Here is a 17,877-nt window from a genome sequence, read left to right on the forward strand (position 1 = left end):
GGCGTAGGCAGGAAAAAACCACCGAACGCTATGCGGTAGGTGGTCTACTCATTTTAATTAATTGGAGGGAACATCAACCTTGCAACTGCGTTTAAAATCATGAATGACGAACCAATTTCCCTATTTGCGCTTTGCTTTGCTTCTCCGCAATCAGCAAGTATGTCTTCCCCGCTACCGCGTTAAACTTTGTTAGGAACTCCGACGTAATGGTTTCAACCGGTTTTCCATCCGTTTCCACAATAAGAGCCGATTGCGGACGTCTGCACGTTACTGTGCATAATTGGCTTTTCGTCGCTTTAATGACGCAGTGGGTTAGTTCGCCATCCTCCCACTCCATCTCGATCTCGAAGCCTCCACGGGCGCGAAAACCACTGATTCTACCGCGCTGCCAAGCCTTTGGCAATGATGGTAGCAGCGCAATCTCCCCACGGTGGGATTGCAGGAGCATCTCGGCAATTCCCGCTGTTGCACCGAAATTTCCATCAATCTGAAACGGCGGATGATTGTCAAATAAATTCGGCAGTGTCGAGAGGGAAAGCAGTAAGCGAAGATGCTCATAGGCTTGTTCCCCATCCTCCAAACGAGCAAAGAAATTAATGATCCAAGCTCGGCTCCATCCTGTTTGTCCGCCCCCATTCTCCAACCGGCGCTCCAGTGTCCGTTTGGCCGCTTGCGCCCACTCCGGCGTGTGCCTTGGATGAATGATTTCTCCTGGATGGAGCGCGAACAAATGAGATATGTGGCGATGGCCCGGATGAACTTCATTCCAATCCTCCACCCACTCCTGCAGTTGTCCGTGCTTGCCGATTTGCGGCTGCGGTAGCTTGCGTAGCGTAAGTTCCCATTTCTGCCAAATCGTCTCGTCCGTTCCAAGTATGCCTGCAGCTTCCATACACGAACTGAGCAATGTATAGATGATTTGGGTATCCATGGAAGGACCTATACTTAGACACCCTACGCTTCCGTCAGGACCGATAAATTTATTTTCAGGAGAAGTGGAAGGCCCTGTAACGAGACGCCCCTTCTCGTCTTCAAACAAATAGTCCAGGAAGAATTCAGCCGCTTCCTTCATCACCGGATACGCCCGCTCACGAAGAAATTGTTCATCCAAACCAAATCGGTAATGCTCCCAGAGATGCAGGGATAACCAAGCGGCACCCATTGGCCAAATTGAACCTGGAATATGATTCCCTTCAATTTGCGTGGATCCCCACATATCGGTATTATGGTGAGCGACAAATCCATTGCAACCGTATACCTTCTGTGCTGTTTTCCTGCCATGTGGCCGCATACGATCGATCAAATCAAACAACGGCTCATGGCATTCGGACAAATTACAAACCTCAGCAGGCCAGTAATTCATCTCCGTGTTAATATTGATTGTATATTTTGATTCCCATGGCGGTGTAAAACTTTCATTCCATATGCCCTGTAAATTCGCAGGATTTGAACCAGGGCGGGAACTAGCCATAAGCAAATAACGGCCATATTGGAAAAATAGAGAAATAAGCCCCGGATCTTCGCCACCGTCTTTGTACCGTTGAAGTCTGACATCCGTTGGCAGTACTTCGATTTCACTTGCATCTTTAGGACGTCCCAACTCCAGCTTTACTCGACCAAATTTGGACGTATGATCCGAAATGTGATCCTGTTTGACCCGTTCGTATCCCTTACTTGCTGCATGGACCAACTGTTGAATACACTCGGCTTGTGGGTCCTCATGACGGAAGGTTGTTGCAGCCGAAAGATAAATGGTAACAGCTTCCGCCTGTTGAACAGTGAGGAAATCACCGATTACTTCCACCGTTCCGCCTTCTGGTACGGCTTTCACTGCCGTGCAGTATGTCACACCGTTTTTACCGCTTTCTCCACTCATCACCAAAGTATCGTTGTCGACCCTATGCGTACCTTCGTCAAAAGGTCTGCGACTCAAATGCATTCTGAGATTTAAGGTTGCAGGCCGATTGCAGGTGATTCTGAGCACCAACACCTGATCGACCGCACTGCTGAACAATTCCCTTTCATGCAAAACATCATTTAAACAATAGTTTACATGGGCGATCCCCTGCTCAATATCCAGATCCCTATAATAGTTGGAAATCATCTTTTTCTCCCCGTCGTGATAGAAGTGCAAATCACCTAACGGTTGATACGGACGCAAGGACTTGGGATTGGACATGAGTCCCATTTGTGCCAGTTCTTCTGCTTCTATTTGTTTCCCTTTTAATAACAAACGGCGTACTTCCGGGAAATATTTTCGACCGTCAGGATTATCTCCGTTAACCGGTCCGCCATACCAAACGGAGTCTTCGTTCAGCTGCAGCCGTTCTTGATTCACTTTCCCGAATATCATTGCACCCAGACGCCCATTTCCAATAGGCAATGCATCATTCCATGTTTTTGCCGGTTTTTCATACCATAGTTTTGAAGTCTTTGAAGTTCCCGTTGATTTCCGTAATGGTTCCAATGACATCTCTCCCTTATGAATCTATTTGTAAGACGTTTCGGTCATCTTGCGAATACGCAACGCATAATAAAGCTTTGCAGGCAAATCGATTCGGAATCGACCTTCAAATGTCCCGGTAAGAGGTGTGATGGTCATGTTCCATGTATCGATCAGATCTACTTCATATTTACCATCTGGCAGTGAAAATTCGCGATAGGCAAATCGATGTGGGCCAAAGTACTGTAAATAATATTCGCCCCGCACCTCCAACGTTGCAGCATCAAGTCGATCGCTGCTGTATATCATATGAGCAGGTGCTTTCTCTAGTATTTCGCGCATAAACTCGATTCTCCGAACGCTTCGTCCTTGTAGTTCCCCTCCATGAGACAACCAGAGTACATGCTCCGCATTCAAATACGTTTCTCCGTGTGTCACATAGCCTCCACGACAATTCCCTTCCCACATTCGGCAAAGTAATTCTTCAGGCGTCAAACTGCCCCACCTTGTATTCAGATTCCCTTCAAATCCACATTCATCAATGATAACCGGCTTTCCGAATTGTTTGGTGCATTCCGATACAACTCTTACGTCCGTAGATTTGATACTCGCATGAGTCACCCACGGGACGCCGAAATCGTACCAAACCCGACCATTATGAATGGAGCGCAAATGTCTTCCATAATCGCATTCCTGAATAAGTCGAAATAAGCGCTTCCAATCCTCACTACTTTTATGTGTCATGAAATCATAGTCATTCGCGAGTGACCACCATACATTGTGTTGTGCTCCAAGCCGTGCGATGACATATCGCAGATAACGGTCATCCTCATCCGAAGACATATCATCGAAGCCCCAACGGCCATTGTCATATGGATGCCACAAAATGAGCTCTGCTTGTACGCCGAGTTCTGCTAAATCCTTCACCCTTTTCTCTAAATGAGAAAAATATTCCGGACGTAGACGGCTATAATCGAATCCCTGAACTGGCGTACCTTCAAACGGATAAATAGTTGGCTCCGCGTCACGAAATTCATCGTTTGTCGGAAACACACTCATACGGATTTTGTTAAATGGCGAATGCTGCAGCATAAGCAGCGTTTGCTCCTGAAGTTCCTCGCTTTGCAAATGCCACCCATAAGAAGTTGTGCCAATTGGAGTGAATCGCTTTCCATCCGCGTATTGAAAATGAACAGTACCCTTTACCCGAACCGGTCCGTTATTTCCTGATGTTGGTCTGGTACACGCGAACTCTCCTGTTATTCCATCTAGCTTCGAACAATTGCTTGACGTTGAATATGTCCACACACCTTCTTCTTCTGGCATAAACCGGATCCGATAGTTCCCGTTACCGTCGTAAAATCCTTCAGCTTCCGCATAGGTTCGTTCTTTCTTGAAAACAGCGCAGAGACGTATGTCTGTGAACGGGTTTCCATGGCTGGGACCTTCGAGTGTCAATTCAAACACACCCCAACGCTCCACTTCTTTGGTTACTCTCAGAGAGACCTCCTCCTTCCCATTCATGCTTCAAAGCTTCCAAATTCGCAATGCAAGATTAGGTTTTCCGGGGAGGTCAACCTTGATGCGTCCGCAATACGTGCCTTTAACAGGCGTTACGGTCATGTCCCAAGTATCAATAATTTCTAGGCGGTAGGAAGCATTATCCGGGAGATCAACGAAAGTATACGCATGCTGATGATGGCCGAAATATTGAAGCCCATACTCTCCTCGCTGCCAAGCCTTTATCCAATCTGAAGGACCTTCCTCCATCAATTTACGTAAAAATGCGATTCTCTCTGTACTCTCTCCATACAGTTTGCCCCCAGAAGAAATCCAGGCCCTTGTCTCCTTGTCGATAAACGATTCCCCATGCCCGACAAACCCGCCTCGAGACATAGCCTCCCAGAATCGGTGGGTCATTTCCTCGCCCGAAATATTACCCCAACGTCTGGAGCTGTTGCCTTCATAAGAAATTTCGTCAATGACGACTGGTTTTGAGTTCGCTTCCCGCCAGCTTGTCGTCAGCTCTGCATCCCAGTGCTGTATGCTTTGATGAGTGATCCATGGTTTTGAAAAGTCGTACACCCAGGAGGACTTATACATCTTTGTACCGTTATGGATCGAACGAAGATGTTGATACGGGTCATGATGCTGTACGAATTGGATCAGTCGATCCCAATCCTCAACCGTTTTGAATGTGTTAAAATCGTACTCATTGCAAAGCGACCACCAGACATTTCGGAATGAGGAGAGTCGTGCGATCAAGTAGCGCAAGTAAAATGTATCGGCTTCGGCATCCATATTATCGACGCCCCAAAATCCTTTATCATACGGATGAAATAAGACCAAATCGGCTTCTATGCCGAGATCCATCAAATCAGCGATCCGCTTTTCTAAATGGGTGAAAAATCCGGGATTAAACCTCGTTCTATCCACATCCTCCGGACTCGAACCCTCGAAAACCAATCGAAGAGGTGCTTTCATATCCCTTGTTGGTAGAAGACACATCCTTACTTTATTAAACGGAGATGCTTTCAAGGATTGAAGAGTAAGCTCCTCAAGCAGCTCATTTCCGTGATGTGTCCAGTGATAGCAGGTAGTGCCGAACGGCATATACGGCGTACCGTCCTCAAAAGCGAATACATACTGATCCTTTACCCTTACAGGTCCATGGTTTTCACGCGAAGCCTCCACACACACGAATTCACCGTGTTGACCATCAAGATCAATGTGATTGCTGTGCGTAACATAAGTCCAAACACCGACTCGGTCAGGCATGAAGCGGATCCGGTATGTACCGTTTCCATCGTAAAAGCCATCTGGTTGAACAATGTAGTTTTTGTACTGAAATCGGGCAGATAGCTGAACTTCCTGAAACGGATTCCCTTCCGACGGTCCCTGCATCGTCAGCTCAAACCGTCCCCATTTCTCTATTTCTTGGCTGTTTTGTTGAATGCCCATCATTATGTTACGCCCCCTTCATCCGGTTTGAACCCTACTTGATGCCCGAATGCGCCATCGTCGCAATAACCTTACTTTGGAAAGCTAAGAACATGATGAAATTCGGCAAAAACAAGATCAATGCAGCTGCTGCTACAGCTCCTTGTCTGGATACACTGTTCGCTAACCCGGAAGTTAATGTTTGGACATAGAACTGAAATGTTTTCAGTTCTTCATCTTGAATAAAATTTTCCGATGCTTCTGTGCTGAGCCATGTCGAGTTAAATGCAATGATACTAACCGTCATGATCGCAGGCAGTACGACAGGAATGACAATTCTTAAAAAAAGTGTAAACTCTTTGGCTCCATCCATCCGAGCGGAATCGAGTAATTCATCTGGGAGTTGATCAATGAACTGTTTCATTAGAAAAACACCTGTAGGTACGGCTACAAGCGGAAGAACATGCGCCCAATAGGTATTGAATATGCCCAATTGGCTGATGATCAAATATCTCGGAATCGAAACAGTTTCAGGGACGAACAGCAGAGTTAGCAAAATCGTCGCGAATATAAACTTGTGACCTGGAAATTTATGCTTGGATATCGGATACGCGCACATTGCACTTGCAATGACGATGGCTATAACACCTAGAGTTGTGGCAATCACGCTGTTAAACAAGTACCGCGTGATCGGGACAGCCGTTCCCTTCGTGATGGATGCTAATTCTAAAAAGCTTTGAATCGTAGGATGTCTCACGAAGATATTCGGCGGATAAATGAACAGCTCCTCATAAGGTTTAAAAGCATGATTAAATATATAGATTAGAGGCAGCATCAAAAAAATACTCATCAAAATAAGAATAATAATCGATACTTTTTCCATAAAACTGAATCTGCGCAGCCGTTTGCGCAAACGCCATGAATCGAATTTCCGAAGAGTTCCAGCGACATTCATTTACTCGCCCTCCTTCGTGCCAAACAGCTTCTCGCATAGCTTATTAGCAAAGTAAATAAAAATAAGGAGAAGTACGGATAACGCCGTCGAGTAACCGAGTTCAAAACGGGTGTAGCCATAGTCATGCATGTGTGTCAAGAGAACATGACCCGAATATTGCGGCGTTGGATTCATCCCCGATAACGTCTGACCTATTTCTCCGGATTGAATCGCTCCGACAATTGCCATAACAGCTCCAAACAACATTTGCGGTTTTGTGGAAGGGATGGTAATGTACCAGATTTCTTCCAGCCTGCTTCGAATGCCGTCTATCCTACCTGCTTCGTATAGCTCCGGATTGACATTCAGAATACCAGCCAACATAGCCAGGAAACCGATTCCCATACTTTTCCAAAGCGTAACAAAAACCATAGAACTCATCAAATACTCTTTGCTGGTAGCCCACAATATTGGTTCGGTAATGAACCCGAATTTAAGAAGAACACTATTCAAATAACCTATTCGATCGCTTGATAACATAGGAACCCATATAATACCAATAGCTATCGTGCCTGCCAAGGATGGCGTATACATAGCGAGTGTAAACCATTTGCGATATACACTAGGTAAGATCGAAATTAACCACGCTAGTAAGAAAGCGGCTATATATCCACCTGGACCTACTAGTAATGCGAATGTTATTGTGTTCGGCAGCGCATATTTGAGCAGGATCAAATCTTCCGACACCATGTAACGGAAATTGTCCCAACCTGCGAAGCGGGGAGGTCCGATGGAATCGTAATACGTAAAACTAAGTACGATCGCAGATAGCACGGGAAGGAAGATAAACAGAATGAAACAGATCATAAATGGCGCTATAAACAAATAGGATACACGGTATGACCAAATTGTTTGCAGCAAGCTACGATCCTTTTTCTTCACTCGGTTTGTGGACATATACGAACTAGGGAGCGTAATCGGCTCACTTTTTAACATACTTATCCACCCCTTCCCAAGGTTTTGTAATAACCGGTAAATCCAACGAACGGACCAATTTTCCATTTTCGTCGATAAATTTAAATTCCTGTAGTTTTCTCTTCACTTCGCGGTCCACTTCTTTCGCGGCCAGTTCAAGTGATGTCCTGTAGTTCATCCCGTCTATGACGGTTCGATTCCATGCATTTTTCATTTCGCGCTCCATTAAATAGCTGCCGCCAGGTACGTTCGGCACTTCCCTGTACCATTTCCATTGCTCCAAAATCGCTTGCAGATCATCTTCCTTCCACGGAAGCTGCGTGAACGCTTCCATATTGGACGTGAACCATCGGAATGTAACGCCGTAGAGCGTTTCTAGCTCAGTACCAAACCTGCTCTGCACGTCTGCTGATGTCCACCATTTCAAAAACTCCCAGCTCTCATTCGGATGTTTGGCATTTTTCATAATCATCGAAGAGTACATGTTTCCACCCATCCAACGAGCTACCGAACCATCTTCCTGACGTTCACCTGGAACCGGAGCAACACCCCACAAACCATTCAATTCAGGAGCTGCTACATTTAATTGCAGATACGTATTCAAATCTGCAATACCAATGGGATACGACCCATCTTTGAAATGTTGATAGAAGCTGTCCATCTGTTGATCAATGGCATATTTGTTTTGCAGTTCGGTCCATTGTTTGAACGCATTCAAGCTTTTCTCCGAGGACAGCCCCGTCTTTGAACCGTCTTGCAAATAGTATTCCGCCCCATGCATCTGCAGGAATATACCGTGGTCGTTAACCGGCGTGAAGTTCATTCCGTTCTGCTGCAGTACTGGAAGCATCTTGTAAAGATCGTCCCATGTGTTAGGCACTTTCAAGTCTAGTCTTTTTAAAAGATCTTTCCGATAGTACATGACACGGAACTCTTGTGTTTCTGGCACCGCGTAATAACCGCCATTATAATAAAAAGCTGGCCACGTACCTGGAGAAAATTGCTTAGCGTACTCATCGAAATCCGGAAATTGCTTCAGATTATAGACGCCGCCCCGAATCGCGTAATCGAAAGGAATCGACTGCTGCAAGCCTAATGCAACGTCAGGCGCAATTCCTGCTGCGTTCATCATAACAAGCAGTTTCTCATCTTTTAGTAGATTTACCCTAACTTTAATGCCGGTTTGCGGTGTAAACATCTCATCTGCCAAACCTTGCAGCATGTTGACGTAATCTCTTCCACGCAGCATCCAAACATCAAGCACCATGTCTTCATTATTGGTTTTTCTTTTTGATTTAAAGGAATCGATAAAGTTGATGATCCCGCCTTCCAATTTCTCATAAAAGGTCGGGAGCATTTTCGGAAGCGGCTGCTCAACTGGCACGACATAAATGCGATCCAACTGAAGAGGCTGATAGGTGAGCTGCTTAATCTGTTCCGCCACCTTGCCTTGAAGCCTGTTCAATATACTTGCATTATAAGGAATTTCATCTGGATCTTTCAGCAAGCCTTCCAAATCTTTCTGCACGGTGGCAAGCGCTTGCGTAACGGCATCTGGTCGGCCATTAATAGCTGCCATCCGTTCTCGCACACCATTCAAATCATCATGCACACCTTGCATTTGTTCAATAAATGTAGGAAGGTCATTCTTGAGATCCCAAGTCCGGTTTTTGTCGTCCACATTGCCTGTTAATGTTCTCAAATCCTCGGATAACTTAGATAATTCACTAATCGTCTGTTCCAAATCCGATGAAACTGAACTCAACGGAGCCCAAGTGGCACGCATCGAGATCGTATTGCTTCCTTTTTCCAAGTAAAATTCGTACGGATTGTTGTGTTCATCGGCCAGTGTAATACTTTTCCAACCGGTTGCGTACATAAACCGATAGGCTTTCAGCTCATTAAAAGGTATTTTGCCGTTAATCATAATCTGCCGGAATGACGAACGGTTAGATACATAAGACTGTTCCGCGCGCATCGCAATTTTGTAGTACCCAGTTTCCGGTACGTCAAAGTCCCAGCTAATCTCTTGGTTATTCGAGGACCACCGAGCTCCGTCTATCACATTGTAAGTAATATGTCCGCGTACACCGGGCGTTGACGCAATATCGTTATCGAAGGCCAATGAGATAGCTGAATCGTTTTTCCATTGCATCTGCTCCGCTTCGATCTTGATCGGGTCCGACTTTACAGGAGGAGTACCGGTTGGCCACTCACTTCTCACGTTTTTATACTCGCCTGGTTGATGAGGCGCTTTTAACGTAATAGACTCGAGCGCAAAAGGATCGCTCCCCGCCAATCGGATTCTGTGCTTCCCGGGTTTTAAATACCACGTCAGCGGATCCTCGTATGCGCCTGAAATATCGCGAAGTTCCCATGTTAACCAGCCGGATTTGTCCTCCGCTGATGGTCGAATCTCATCGCCTTTGTCGTCTTGACGAATCGGAAACTTATCCTTCCATTGTCTGTACAACTCGACTGATTTCGATTCCAAATAAGGGCTTGAACCATCAATGGTCAGATTCATCGCAATCGGCTTTCGGTATTTCGTACCGACGAAAGGATTATAGGTCATTTCAATGGTATACAATCCACCTTGCGCTACATCCACCTCATATTCAATCCATTCGTCCTTTGAAGCGCTCCAGATCAAAACGTCATTTTTTTTATTATAGGTCCCGATAGAAGTATTGGCGTTAGCCGACTGGCTAGCCAGCTTCGACCCAGGGATAGTCAAACTCCCATTATGATCGATCGAAGCACCTTCCTTTTTCCACTGTTCCAACTTCTCAGAATAAGATGGATCCAACTGCTTGGATGTATTCACTTGCTCTTCCATATTCGTTGTCTTTGATTCTGTTCCCAATGAAGTACCTGTATCCGCAAAACCGGGATGCATTTGACTGAGTAAACAGAAGAGCGTCAGCATCGTTGAAATCCATACCCGGGTTCGAAAAGAAACCTTCAATTTCATCCCTCCGCTGTCTATTTAATACATGAGATTTTCCTTTGAATCTTTATCGAAAAAAAGTACTTTCTGCATATCAAGAGATAGAACAAGTTTTTCATCTTCCACAAAGTTGTGATCAGCACGAGTTCGAACGATCAGTAAATTGGGCACACCAATGTCCATATACAGGTACATATCCGCCCCCATCAATTCATTGATCTTTTGAACCCCGTTAATTTGTGCGTGCTGGCCAACATCTGCCGCTGTATGATTTACATGTATATTCTCGCAACGAATTCCTAGAAAAACGGATCTATTTACTTTGTTTTTCTTTTTCAAAATGTTCGCCTGCTGTGAGGGGATTTCTAAATAATATCGATTGGTATGAAACTCTAGTTTGCCGTCCGTGCCTTCCATAATTTTCCCCTCAATTAGATTGATCGGCGGCGTCCCGATAAATCCGGCGACGAACATATTTCTGGGATTATTGTAAATCTGTTGCGGTGTATCTACTTGCTGGATAACGCCGTCTTTCATGACAACAATGCGATGCCCCATGGTCATGGCTTCTACTTGATCATGTGTCACGTAAACCATTGTTACGCCGAGCTGCTTGTGAAGCTTAATAATCTCTGTTCGCATTTGAACTCTCAGTTTGGCATCCAAATTTGACAGCGGCTCATCCATTAGAAAAACCTGGGGATCACGGACAATGGCTCTGCCTAAAGCTACCCTTTGACGCTGACCGCCAGAGAGTTGCTTAGGCTTCCTATCGAGAAATGGTTCAATTTCCAGTATTCTTGATGATTTCTTGACCGCTAGGTCGATCTCATGTTTGGGCATCTTCCGCAAGCGCAACCCGAATGCAATATTTTCATACACGCTCATGTTCGGATATAAAGCGTAATTTTGAAAAACCATCGCAATATCCCGATCCTTCGGCGGCAAATCATTGACAAGCTGATCTCCAATATAAAGCTCTCCTGATGTGATATCCTCTAAGCCAGCAATCATCCTAAGTGTTGTTGATTTCCCGCAGCCAGACGGACCTACCATGACAAGAAATTCTCCATCGTGTATTTCCAAATGGAAATCTTTAACTGCATATCCGCCATCTTTGCCATAACGTTTTTCTACGTGATTCAAAAGAATGCGCCCCATTGCGGCACCTCCTATAGTCTGTTTCAATCATCCCGATGATAACGGTTTCAGTTCATTATACATCCATCAACTTTTTCACATATAGGTGATGATGGCTTACTCTATAGGTGAATCATGCTTTCAACTGCCTAGCTAACCAATCGTAAGACAGTCGCCCAGATACTTCATGTTTCCCTGGAAAAAGATCAACTTCTAAATTTGAAGCCAATCCTTCAGAACGATATATCTCTTTAAGTTTAGCTACAGCTTCTTGAACGGAAGCAACTGGGAATAGCAGGTCTTCCCTGCCTGATTCGACAAATAATGCCCGCGGTGCGATCAATCCAATAAGTTCTGGAAGCTCCGCAAAAGGAAGAATCGAAGGCAAGTAATTGTCAATGCAATGATTCATGGCTAATAGGCTTCCGCTAAACGTGCTTGTAAACGCACAAAGAACAGTAGCCTGAATGCGTTCGTCCAAAGCGGAAGAAAGCGAAGCTATCAGACCGCCACCGGAAAAACCCATACTTCCGATCCGATTAGAATCAACATCCGCACGAGTTAATACATAATCTACCGATCTTATTGCTTCATAAATCCTCAGCCCGGCTAAAGTTTTACCATAAAGCAGCAAGCGAGAAGTTAGCGCTACACAGGAACTGTTTCTCTTAGGATCCTTCCCCCTGTCAACTGACAGCCTACGATCACCAAACCCAATGATTTCAGGCGCTATGACAATCATCCCTCTTCGTACAAGATGCAATGCAAAATGTTGATGAATACCGGGAGGGTCGTCATCCGTGGTTCCGTCTGGCCGCAAACCGACAATTTCCCTACTCCCATAACCGTGTCCGTGCCAAGCAAGTACGGCTGGCGCCTTGCCCGTGAGCCCTTTTGGAATCAAAACGAAGGCAGCTATCTGAAGGTTTTCATCTGTTGTGTAAATAACACGCTCTAAATAATGATCCCCCTGATCGATCCTCTCGCCTACAACTGCGTTCAATTCACTTGACTCCCTGGGGAAATCCCCCAAACTTGCTAGCAGCTTAGTCCGCACATCCGCTTTCCGATCTCTCCATGGTTGTGTTCGGGCATGATCAGACGTCTTATTCAAATCGCTGTATAGCTGTACTAAATACTCATCCGGATTTAACATTCAGTATCCCTCCCTTTTAATGAATAAAAAAAAGCTGCTCCATTGCGATATTGCGATGGTCAGCCGTAAACCTCTTAGTATGTTAATGCCTTATCTTCGAATTCTTGGAAGTTTTGTCGATATTGTCGCGGGGTTACGCCTGTTTTTTTACGAAATAGCGCATGGAAAAATTTCATGTCCTGATATCCCACCTGATTGGCAATTTGGTAGATCGGAATATCTGATGATTTCAGCAGTTCACAGCATTTTTGAATACGCACGTTCTGTAAGTATTGTGTGAATGATAAGCCCGTTGATTTTTTAAACAACCGTTGAAAATGGCTGGCACTTAAAAAAAAGTAATCCGCCACATGCTGAACCGTAAGATTATCGGTGTAATGGGCTTTAATGAAATGAACAACTTCCTCCAGCATTCGAAACGGAACCGCTTCCGTTTCATTTTTCAATTCAAAACGCTGCAGCATCACCAACATTTGAATCAGTAATGCTGTCAAAATAGTCTCAAAACCATTGCTTCGTTTCAAATATTCTCTATACATAGAGTTAACAATCGTTGAAAACGTATCATGTTTATCTTGAAAATGCAGCCAGCGCTCAGGGCACTTGCCGGGAAGCGTGATGGAATTATAAGTGAGGCATTCTTCCTGAAGCAAATGCATCCAGTTTTCTAATAGCTCTACTCTAAAAATACAGTTATAAATAACGAGCATTTTATCCTGCGTCGGAGAGGACGGACGGAACACATGTGATGTTCCAATCGGAATCACAAACAAATCTCCTTGTTTAATGGGAATTACTTGATCTTCAATGTAATGATAACCGCTTCCTTCACCCACATAGCTGATTTCAACAAAATCATGGGTATGTTGGGTAGTTGTAAACGATTCCAATTCGCGATTAATAAAAATATTCATCTTTCCATCAAAAAACATATCCCCGCTTAAATGTCCAATTCTACCATTCATGTGCATCACCTCCGGCGCATGATATTAACCCTCACTAACCCATTCTTCCGTTAGACAAACATGTTTGATACCTTTACGCAAATAAGAAAAAGCAATATGTATCTTACCATCACGCGTAGAGATAATCGATGGGTAGGAATACCCGATCTCGCTATCTTTGTATTCCAAATCGGCCATCTGTATATTCCTGTAGTATGGCCATGTTTTTCCTTCGTCTTCCGAAATGGCTAAGGTAAGTGGTGTACGAAGCGGTTTTTTGCGGAATTCGCCCTTCCTTTGAACCCACCTGAATTGGTCCCGTTCCATGGAGGAATTGTTATAAATCAAGGCCAGATGACCGTTCTGCAGCTTGGTGAACTGCATCGAGGAATTATTGTTGGGCAATTCACTCTTGACTGGAACCGTCCAATTTCTTCCGTTATCTTGAGAGATACTTGTATAAATGCGATCTGCCTGGCGGCTTCGAAACATGGCATAAAGTGTACCATCATTTCGTTCAACAACATTCATTTGAACCCGGTGCGTGCTGCCCTGCACTTCGTATTCCTTCCATGTTTTCCCTTGATCTGAGCTGATTTGCACAACGCTGTAGTGCCCGTCAAGTTTACAATAATACGTCGGAAGCAGCCAATCGCCATTTTTGAGCACAAGCAGCGGATGCCTCAGAAATATGCCCAAACCGTCAAACAACACTTCAGTCGGACCCCAAGTAAAGCCATTGTCATCCGATATACGGTAAACAATTCTTGATGTTTTTTGATTGTGGGGCTCGTTGGACGTATGGAATAGCCAAAGTTTTCCATCGGGCCCCTGGTGAAGGATCGGATTTTGTTCGGATCGTTCGCTATCACCTGACAGCTGCATTGGTGCAGTCCATTCATTGGATCCGGCAGATAATCTCGACATCAGAACGTTGGTATCTGGATTGCCTTCCCCGCTGCCCGAAAACCAGACACAGAGAAGATCGCCATTGTCTAATTCCAGTAAATTAGCGGCATGGTTGTCATTCGGGTACGGAATAGGAAGGTATGCCTCCCGTAATTGCGAATCCGTTTCCGACTGTACAACAACTCCGTTGAAACGTTTCATTAAAACACACTCCTTGTCCGATTGGGTTATCAATTTACTAGATGGTCAACTCTTTCCAAGTTAACTCTGTTCGACAAAGTGTTGGATTGGAGAAAATAAGTTTGTCATTTACATATAAACGGTAGCCATCTTCGCTAAAGGGAATTTCCGATGACACACTCGGTTTCCGATATGAGATTCGTATTTCCATACCCGCCACCTTCACGCGATCCAGACAAAAATAATCTAAATCCACATTCAAAGGATCCAGAACAATCCCCTCTTTTTCAATCGATAATCCTGCCACATGTGAAATTAACAAATCGATATAGTATGAATGATTATATTCCTGTTCGTCGCTTAACGGTTCTCCTGTTGCGCTGTTGTAATGCTCAACTAGTCCGGGTTGGTTTAAATCTCTTTGCATAAAATGGAGAAACGAATACTCGCGCAGATAATAGGCAAATTGACGATCAAATTGATGATTTCTCCGCTTGCTTTCCTTGGCAAGCGCATCAAGCGCGATCGAATTAGTATAGGGCCAGGTTGGACCATCCCAAACGCAGCCGTTCCGACCTTTGACAAAGTGTCCCATCCAACCGCCTTCTTGCGAATAGGCAGGGCAATCGGCGGAAACAGACGGGAACGGGCATTTCGTGCGAAATTCCTGTTCATTGAACAGATGCTCGATCATCCCATTGAATTGATCATCCAGGATTTCTGCCCACCCGGGATAGATACCGACAATATTTTTGACAAACGCCTTTTCATCTGTTTGATAATGTAAATCATAGAAGAACTTTGTATCTTCATTCCACATTTTCCCAAGTATGTCCTGCTTGATTTCTTCAGCTTGCCAAAAAAAATCTTTCGCTTCCGGATCGCCCGTTGCCTCGCAAAGCTTAGCAACGCCTAGCGTGTTCAAGTAGTGATAAACAGCGCGATCCACCCTCTTAAGATGGGTATAGGTAGCTTTGTCCTTCGGATTTTTCGGAAATTGGTGAAAATACCAATAACTTGGCTGATATTCTTTTCCCGTCCGTGTATGTTTATGTTCGATCATCAAATGATCCTGATCATTACCGTTCACACGTTTCCATGCCGAAATATTCGATTTCATGGCAGGCAGTAAGTCAACTATCATTTCGGTGTTTCGATGCACAAGAAAGAGCTTATATGCGGCCCAGCAAGAGAAGTTGGCAAAGGAATGCAGGATGGAATCTACCGTCAAACAGCTAAACATACCGTCTTCGCCGGGAGCGCTCTTCATGTTTCGAAGCGGCCCCTCACTATATACTGGATCGTGATACCATCTAGCATCCATAATATGTAAAGGAACGGACAGATTAATTAGCTTGCTGAACTCCCATCCCCCTTTACTAAAGGGCTTTTTACTTTTTTTATGAGATCTACCCTCGTAAAACAATGGATAGGACAAGTGACCGTACTGCGGATCGGCCAAATTGTGCCGAAGCAGAAACCAACGATAGGTCCAAGTCTTGTTTAACACAGGGTCGCTGCTGGCGAATGTAGGTGTTTTCTCAAACCAGATTTGATACTCATTACTCTGATTTACTACGAGCTGATCAACCGTGTAACCGCTTTCCGCATAGCTCGATGCCCGTTCCTTCAGCAAGGCGATATCATCCTGAGCGGAAATTCCAAATGCTGCAGCGACAATAATTGCTTTGGTTTCACCTGGTTTCAACCGTAGCTCTTCGAATACAGTGGGATCACTTACGGCAATAGCACCTGTGACATTAAAGCTGTAATGCTCGATATTGAACAATCCATACAGATAATTCTCTATGCGCTCTGAGAACGAATCGCCATAAGTCTCCAAACGAAGGATTAGTTCCTCATCGCTGCGATTCGTCCAAGTTTGACACGAAACCGCACAATCATTCCAAGTTATGAATTTGCGTTCTTCCAATGAAAGACGGTTGCCTGTATAGGCCATGAGCAAGTGACTTGGAAACCATTCCGTCTGACATGGCTCTAAGCTTTCTGCCAAATTGTTCGTTATCTTAAACAACAAAGGAATATTCACTTTGTGAATAAAATCGAACCTTCCAGAAAAACCAGGTACGGGATCCAAATAATCGGCCCACAACCGCGCTCCGGTCGAACCGAGCAAGAGTGCACCGGGGAGCGTGCGAAGTGCTTTCTTTCCCGCGCGCAATGTTTCGTCCAATCGGCTGCCAGCAGGCATGGATGACCTCCCATCCCATATATACTTATGGGTGTATAATATTACCATAATTATTATATCGAATTCATTTGATACATGAATGGTGGTTATCGTCTCAATCTATAGGTCAATCATGCTAAATCGGAAAGCGTTATTTTCCAGAAGGCAATGCGTTCGCGCTTCCAGGTATAGGTCACATATAGGTTTAGTCCACCTGCAACAATAGCAGGGTAGGAATATTGCTTTTCTCCTTCATCTAACAGAAATTCATTTTCCCAAGTAATTCCGTTGTCCTGCGAAAGTCGAATGACAAGCGGCGTTCTCGGTCCCTTTTTCTTCCCTTCTTCCGGACGTGTGGGATTATAAATAAGTGCAATTGTGCCGTTATCCAGCTTCACCAGATCGATTCCGCTATTATTGTTGGGTAAATCAGTGGGATATGCTGTACACCACGATTTCCCCCCATCCTTTGAGTCGCTTCGATATATATGCCCTTCGCTGCTTCGAGTGAGCATGTGCACATTTCCAGGGGTAGATTCCCATAAGGAAGGCTGGATAATGCCTGAACCTTTCATTACGCTGCGGTCCAATGGAACGATTTCACTGCGAGTCCAGGTCTCACCTCCGTCGCTCGAGAGGTCAACAAATACATCCCAGGCTGGTTCCAATGAGGCAGGTGCTGCTATCGTACCGTCACACAGAACTATAGGTTTGTTTTTGACAGGACCCCTTCCTCCCTTATCCCCCTTAACCAAGGGAAGCGGAGTCGTCCATGTGTGTCCATCATCCGCCGAGCGAATAACCATCGTTTCCCATTCGGCAATCGTGGTTCCGACTTTGTAATAAAGAAATAGATTACCGCCAGTGGTACGGAAAAGGACAGGATTCCAATGCGGAATATCCGCTTGATCTGCTACTTTAAGGGGCGGCGTCCACCCCGTGACTTCCCTCCGTGATAGCCAAATAGCAACATCTCCGGCTTTCTCACGTGTTCCGCCAAACCATGCGGCTATAACTTCGCCGCTCGGCAGCAATGCCAAGGTGGATGCGTGACAGCTAAGGAACGGTCTATCATCCTCAAAAATAAATTCCTTCATCGTATTAACGTATTTCAT

Annotated in this window: 12 protein-coding genes; all 12 read right to left on the reverse strand. The window is 44.9% G+C overall.

The features are described from left to right. Positions 1-97 precede the first annotated feature (97 nt). A complete protein-coding gene (locus ACSQ8O_RS19870) occupies positions 98-2,473 on the reverse strand; it encodes a glycoside hydrolase family 95 protein (protein ID WP_436243064.1) in 2,376 nt (791 codons plus the stop codon). A gap of 15 nt (positions 2,474-2,488) precedes the next feature. Beyond that, entirely contained in the window at positions 2,489-3,967 is a 1,479-nt protein-coding gene (locus tag ACSQ8O_RS19875; protein ID WP_436243065.1) for a DUF5060 domain-containing protein, read from the reverse strand. 3 nt (positions 3,968-3,970) lie between these two features. Further along, positions 3,971-5,407, reverse strand: a complete 1,437-nt coding sequence (locus ACSQ8O_RS19880) for a DUF5060 domain-containing protein (RefSeq protein WP_436243066.1) — start codon at positions 5,405-5,407, stop codon at positions 3,971-3,973. Positions 5,408-5,438: 31 nt separating this feature from the next. Beyond that, positions 5,439-6,338 carry a carbohydrate ABC transporter permease gene (locus ACSQ8O_RS19885; RefSeq protein WP_436243067.1) on the reverse strand — a complete coding sequence of 300 codons (900 nt, stop codon included), beginning with the start codon at positions 6,336-6,338 and terminating at the stop codon, positions 5,439-5,441. Continuing rightward, the gene (locus tag ACSQ8O_RS19890; protein ID WP_436243068.1) at positions 6,339-7,313 is read right to left on the reverse strand and encodes a carbohydrate ABC transporter permease; all 975 of its coding nucleotides are present in this window, start codon (positions 7,311-7,313) and stop codon (positions 6,339-6,341) included. It lies immediately after the preceding gene. Continuing rightward, a complete protein-coding gene (locus ACSQ8O_RS19895; protein WP_436243069.1) occupies positions 7,300-10,266 on the reverse strand; it encodes an extracellular solute-binding protein in 2,967 nt (988 codons plus the stop codon). The genes ACSQ8O_RS19890 and ACSQ8O_RS19895 overlap by 14 nt, the downstream gene beginning before the upstream one ends. A 15-nt stretch (positions 10,267-10,281) precedes the next feature. After that, on the reverse strand, positions 10,282-11,403 hold the full coding sequence (locus ACSQ8O_RS19900) for an ABC transporter ATP-binding protein (protein ID WP_436243070.1): 1,122 nt from the start codon (positions 11,401-11,403) through the stop codon (positions 10,282-10,284). Between the two features lie 112 nt (positions 11,404-11,515). Then, positions 11,516-12,538 carry a dienelactone hydrolase family protein gene (locus tag ACSQ8O_RS19905; protein ID WP_436243071.1) on the reverse strand — a complete coding sequence of 341 codons (1,023 nt, stop codon included), beginning with the start codon at positions 12,536-12,538 and terminating at the stop codon, positions 11,516-11,518. A 74-nt stretch (positions 12,539-12,612) separates the two neighbouring features. Continuing rightward, entirely contained in the window at positions 12,613-13,503 is an 891-nt protein-coding gene (locus ACSQ8O_RS19910; RefSeq protein WP_436243072.1) for a helix-turn-helix domain-containing protein, read from the reverse strand. Between the two features lie 24 nt (positions 13,504-13,527). Continuing rightward, positions 13,528-14,592 carry a sialidase family protein gene (locus tag ACSQ8O_RS19915; RefSeq protein ID WP_436243073.1) on the reverse strand — a complete coding sequence of 355 codons (1,065 nt, stop codon included), beginning with the start codon at positions 14,590-14,592 and terminating at the stop codon, positions 13,528-13,530. A 37-nt stretch (positions 14,593-14,629) separates the two neighbouring features. After that, the gene (locus tag ACSQ8O_RS19920) at positions 14,630-16,783 is read right to left on the reverse strand and encodes an MGH1-like glycoside hydrolase domain-containing protein (protein WP_436243074.1); all 2,154 of its coding nucleotides are present in this window, start codon (positions 16,781-16,783) and stop codon (positions 14,630-14,632) included. Between the two features lie 110 nt (positions 16,784-16,893). Continuing rightward, the gene (locus ACSQ8O_RS19925) at positions 16,894-17,877 is read right to left on the reverse strand and encodes a sialidase family protein (protein WP_436243075.1); all 984 of its coding nucleotides are present in this window, start codon (positions 17,875-17,877) and stop codon (positions 16,894-16,896) included.

The organism is Paenibacillus sp. LjRoot56 (genome assembly GCF_964253335.1).
Classification (GTDB): domain Bacteria; phylum Bacillota; class Bacilli; order Paenibacillales; family NBRC-103111; genus Paenibacillus_E; species Paenibacillus_E allorhizoplanae.

Coding starts and splice junctions, on each gene's coding strand:
- ACSQ8O_RS19870 (WP_436243064.1), bottom strand. CDS start 2,473: ATGTCATTGGAACCATTACGGAAATCAACGGGAACTTCAAAGACTTCA.
- ACSQ8O_RS19920 (WP_436243074.1), bottom strand. CDS start 16,783: ATGCCTGCTGGCAGCCGATTGGACGAAACATTGCGCGCGGGAAAGAAA.
- ACSQ8O_RS19910 (WP_436243072.1), bottom strand. CDS start 13,503: ATGAATGGTAGAATTGGACATTTAAGCGGGGATATGTTTTTTGATGGA.
- ACSQ8O_RS19905 (WP_436243071.1), bottom strand. CDS start 12,538: ATGTTAAATCCGGATGAGTATTTAGTACAGCTATACAGCGATTTGAAT.
- ACSQ8O_RS19915 (WP_436243073.1), bottom strand. CDS start 14,592: ATGAAACGTTTCAACGGAGTTGTTGTACAGTCGGAAACGGATTCGCAA.
- ACSQ8O_RS19880 (WP_436243066.1), bottom strand. CDS start 5,407: ATGATGGGCATTCAACAAAACAGCCAAGAAATAGAGAAATGGGGACGG.
- ACSQ8O_RS19895 (WP_436243069.1), bottom strand. CDS start 10,266: ATGAAATTGAAGGTTTCTTTTCGAACCCGGGTATGGATTTCAACGATG.
- ACSQ8O_RS19885 (WP_436243067.1), bottom strand. CDS start 6,338: ATGAATGTCGCTGGAACTCTTCGGAAATTCGATTCATGGCGTTTGCGC.
- ACSQ8O_RS19925 (WP_436243075.1), bottom strand. CDS start 17,877: ATGAAATACGTTAATACGATGAAGGAATTTATTTTTGAGGATGATAGA.
- ACSQ8O_RS19900 (WP_436243070.1), bottom strand. CDS start 11,403: ATGGGGCGCATTCTTTTGAATCACGTAGAAAAACGTTATGGCAAAGAT.
- ACSQ8O_RS19875 (WP_436243065.1), bottom strand. CDS start 3,967: ATGAATGGGAAGGAGGAGGTCTCTCTGAGAGTAACCAAAGAAGTGGAG.
- ACSQ8O_RS19890 (WP_436243068.1), bottom strand. CDS start 7,313: ATGTTAAAAAGTGAGCCGATTACGCTCCCTAGTTCGTATATGTCCACA.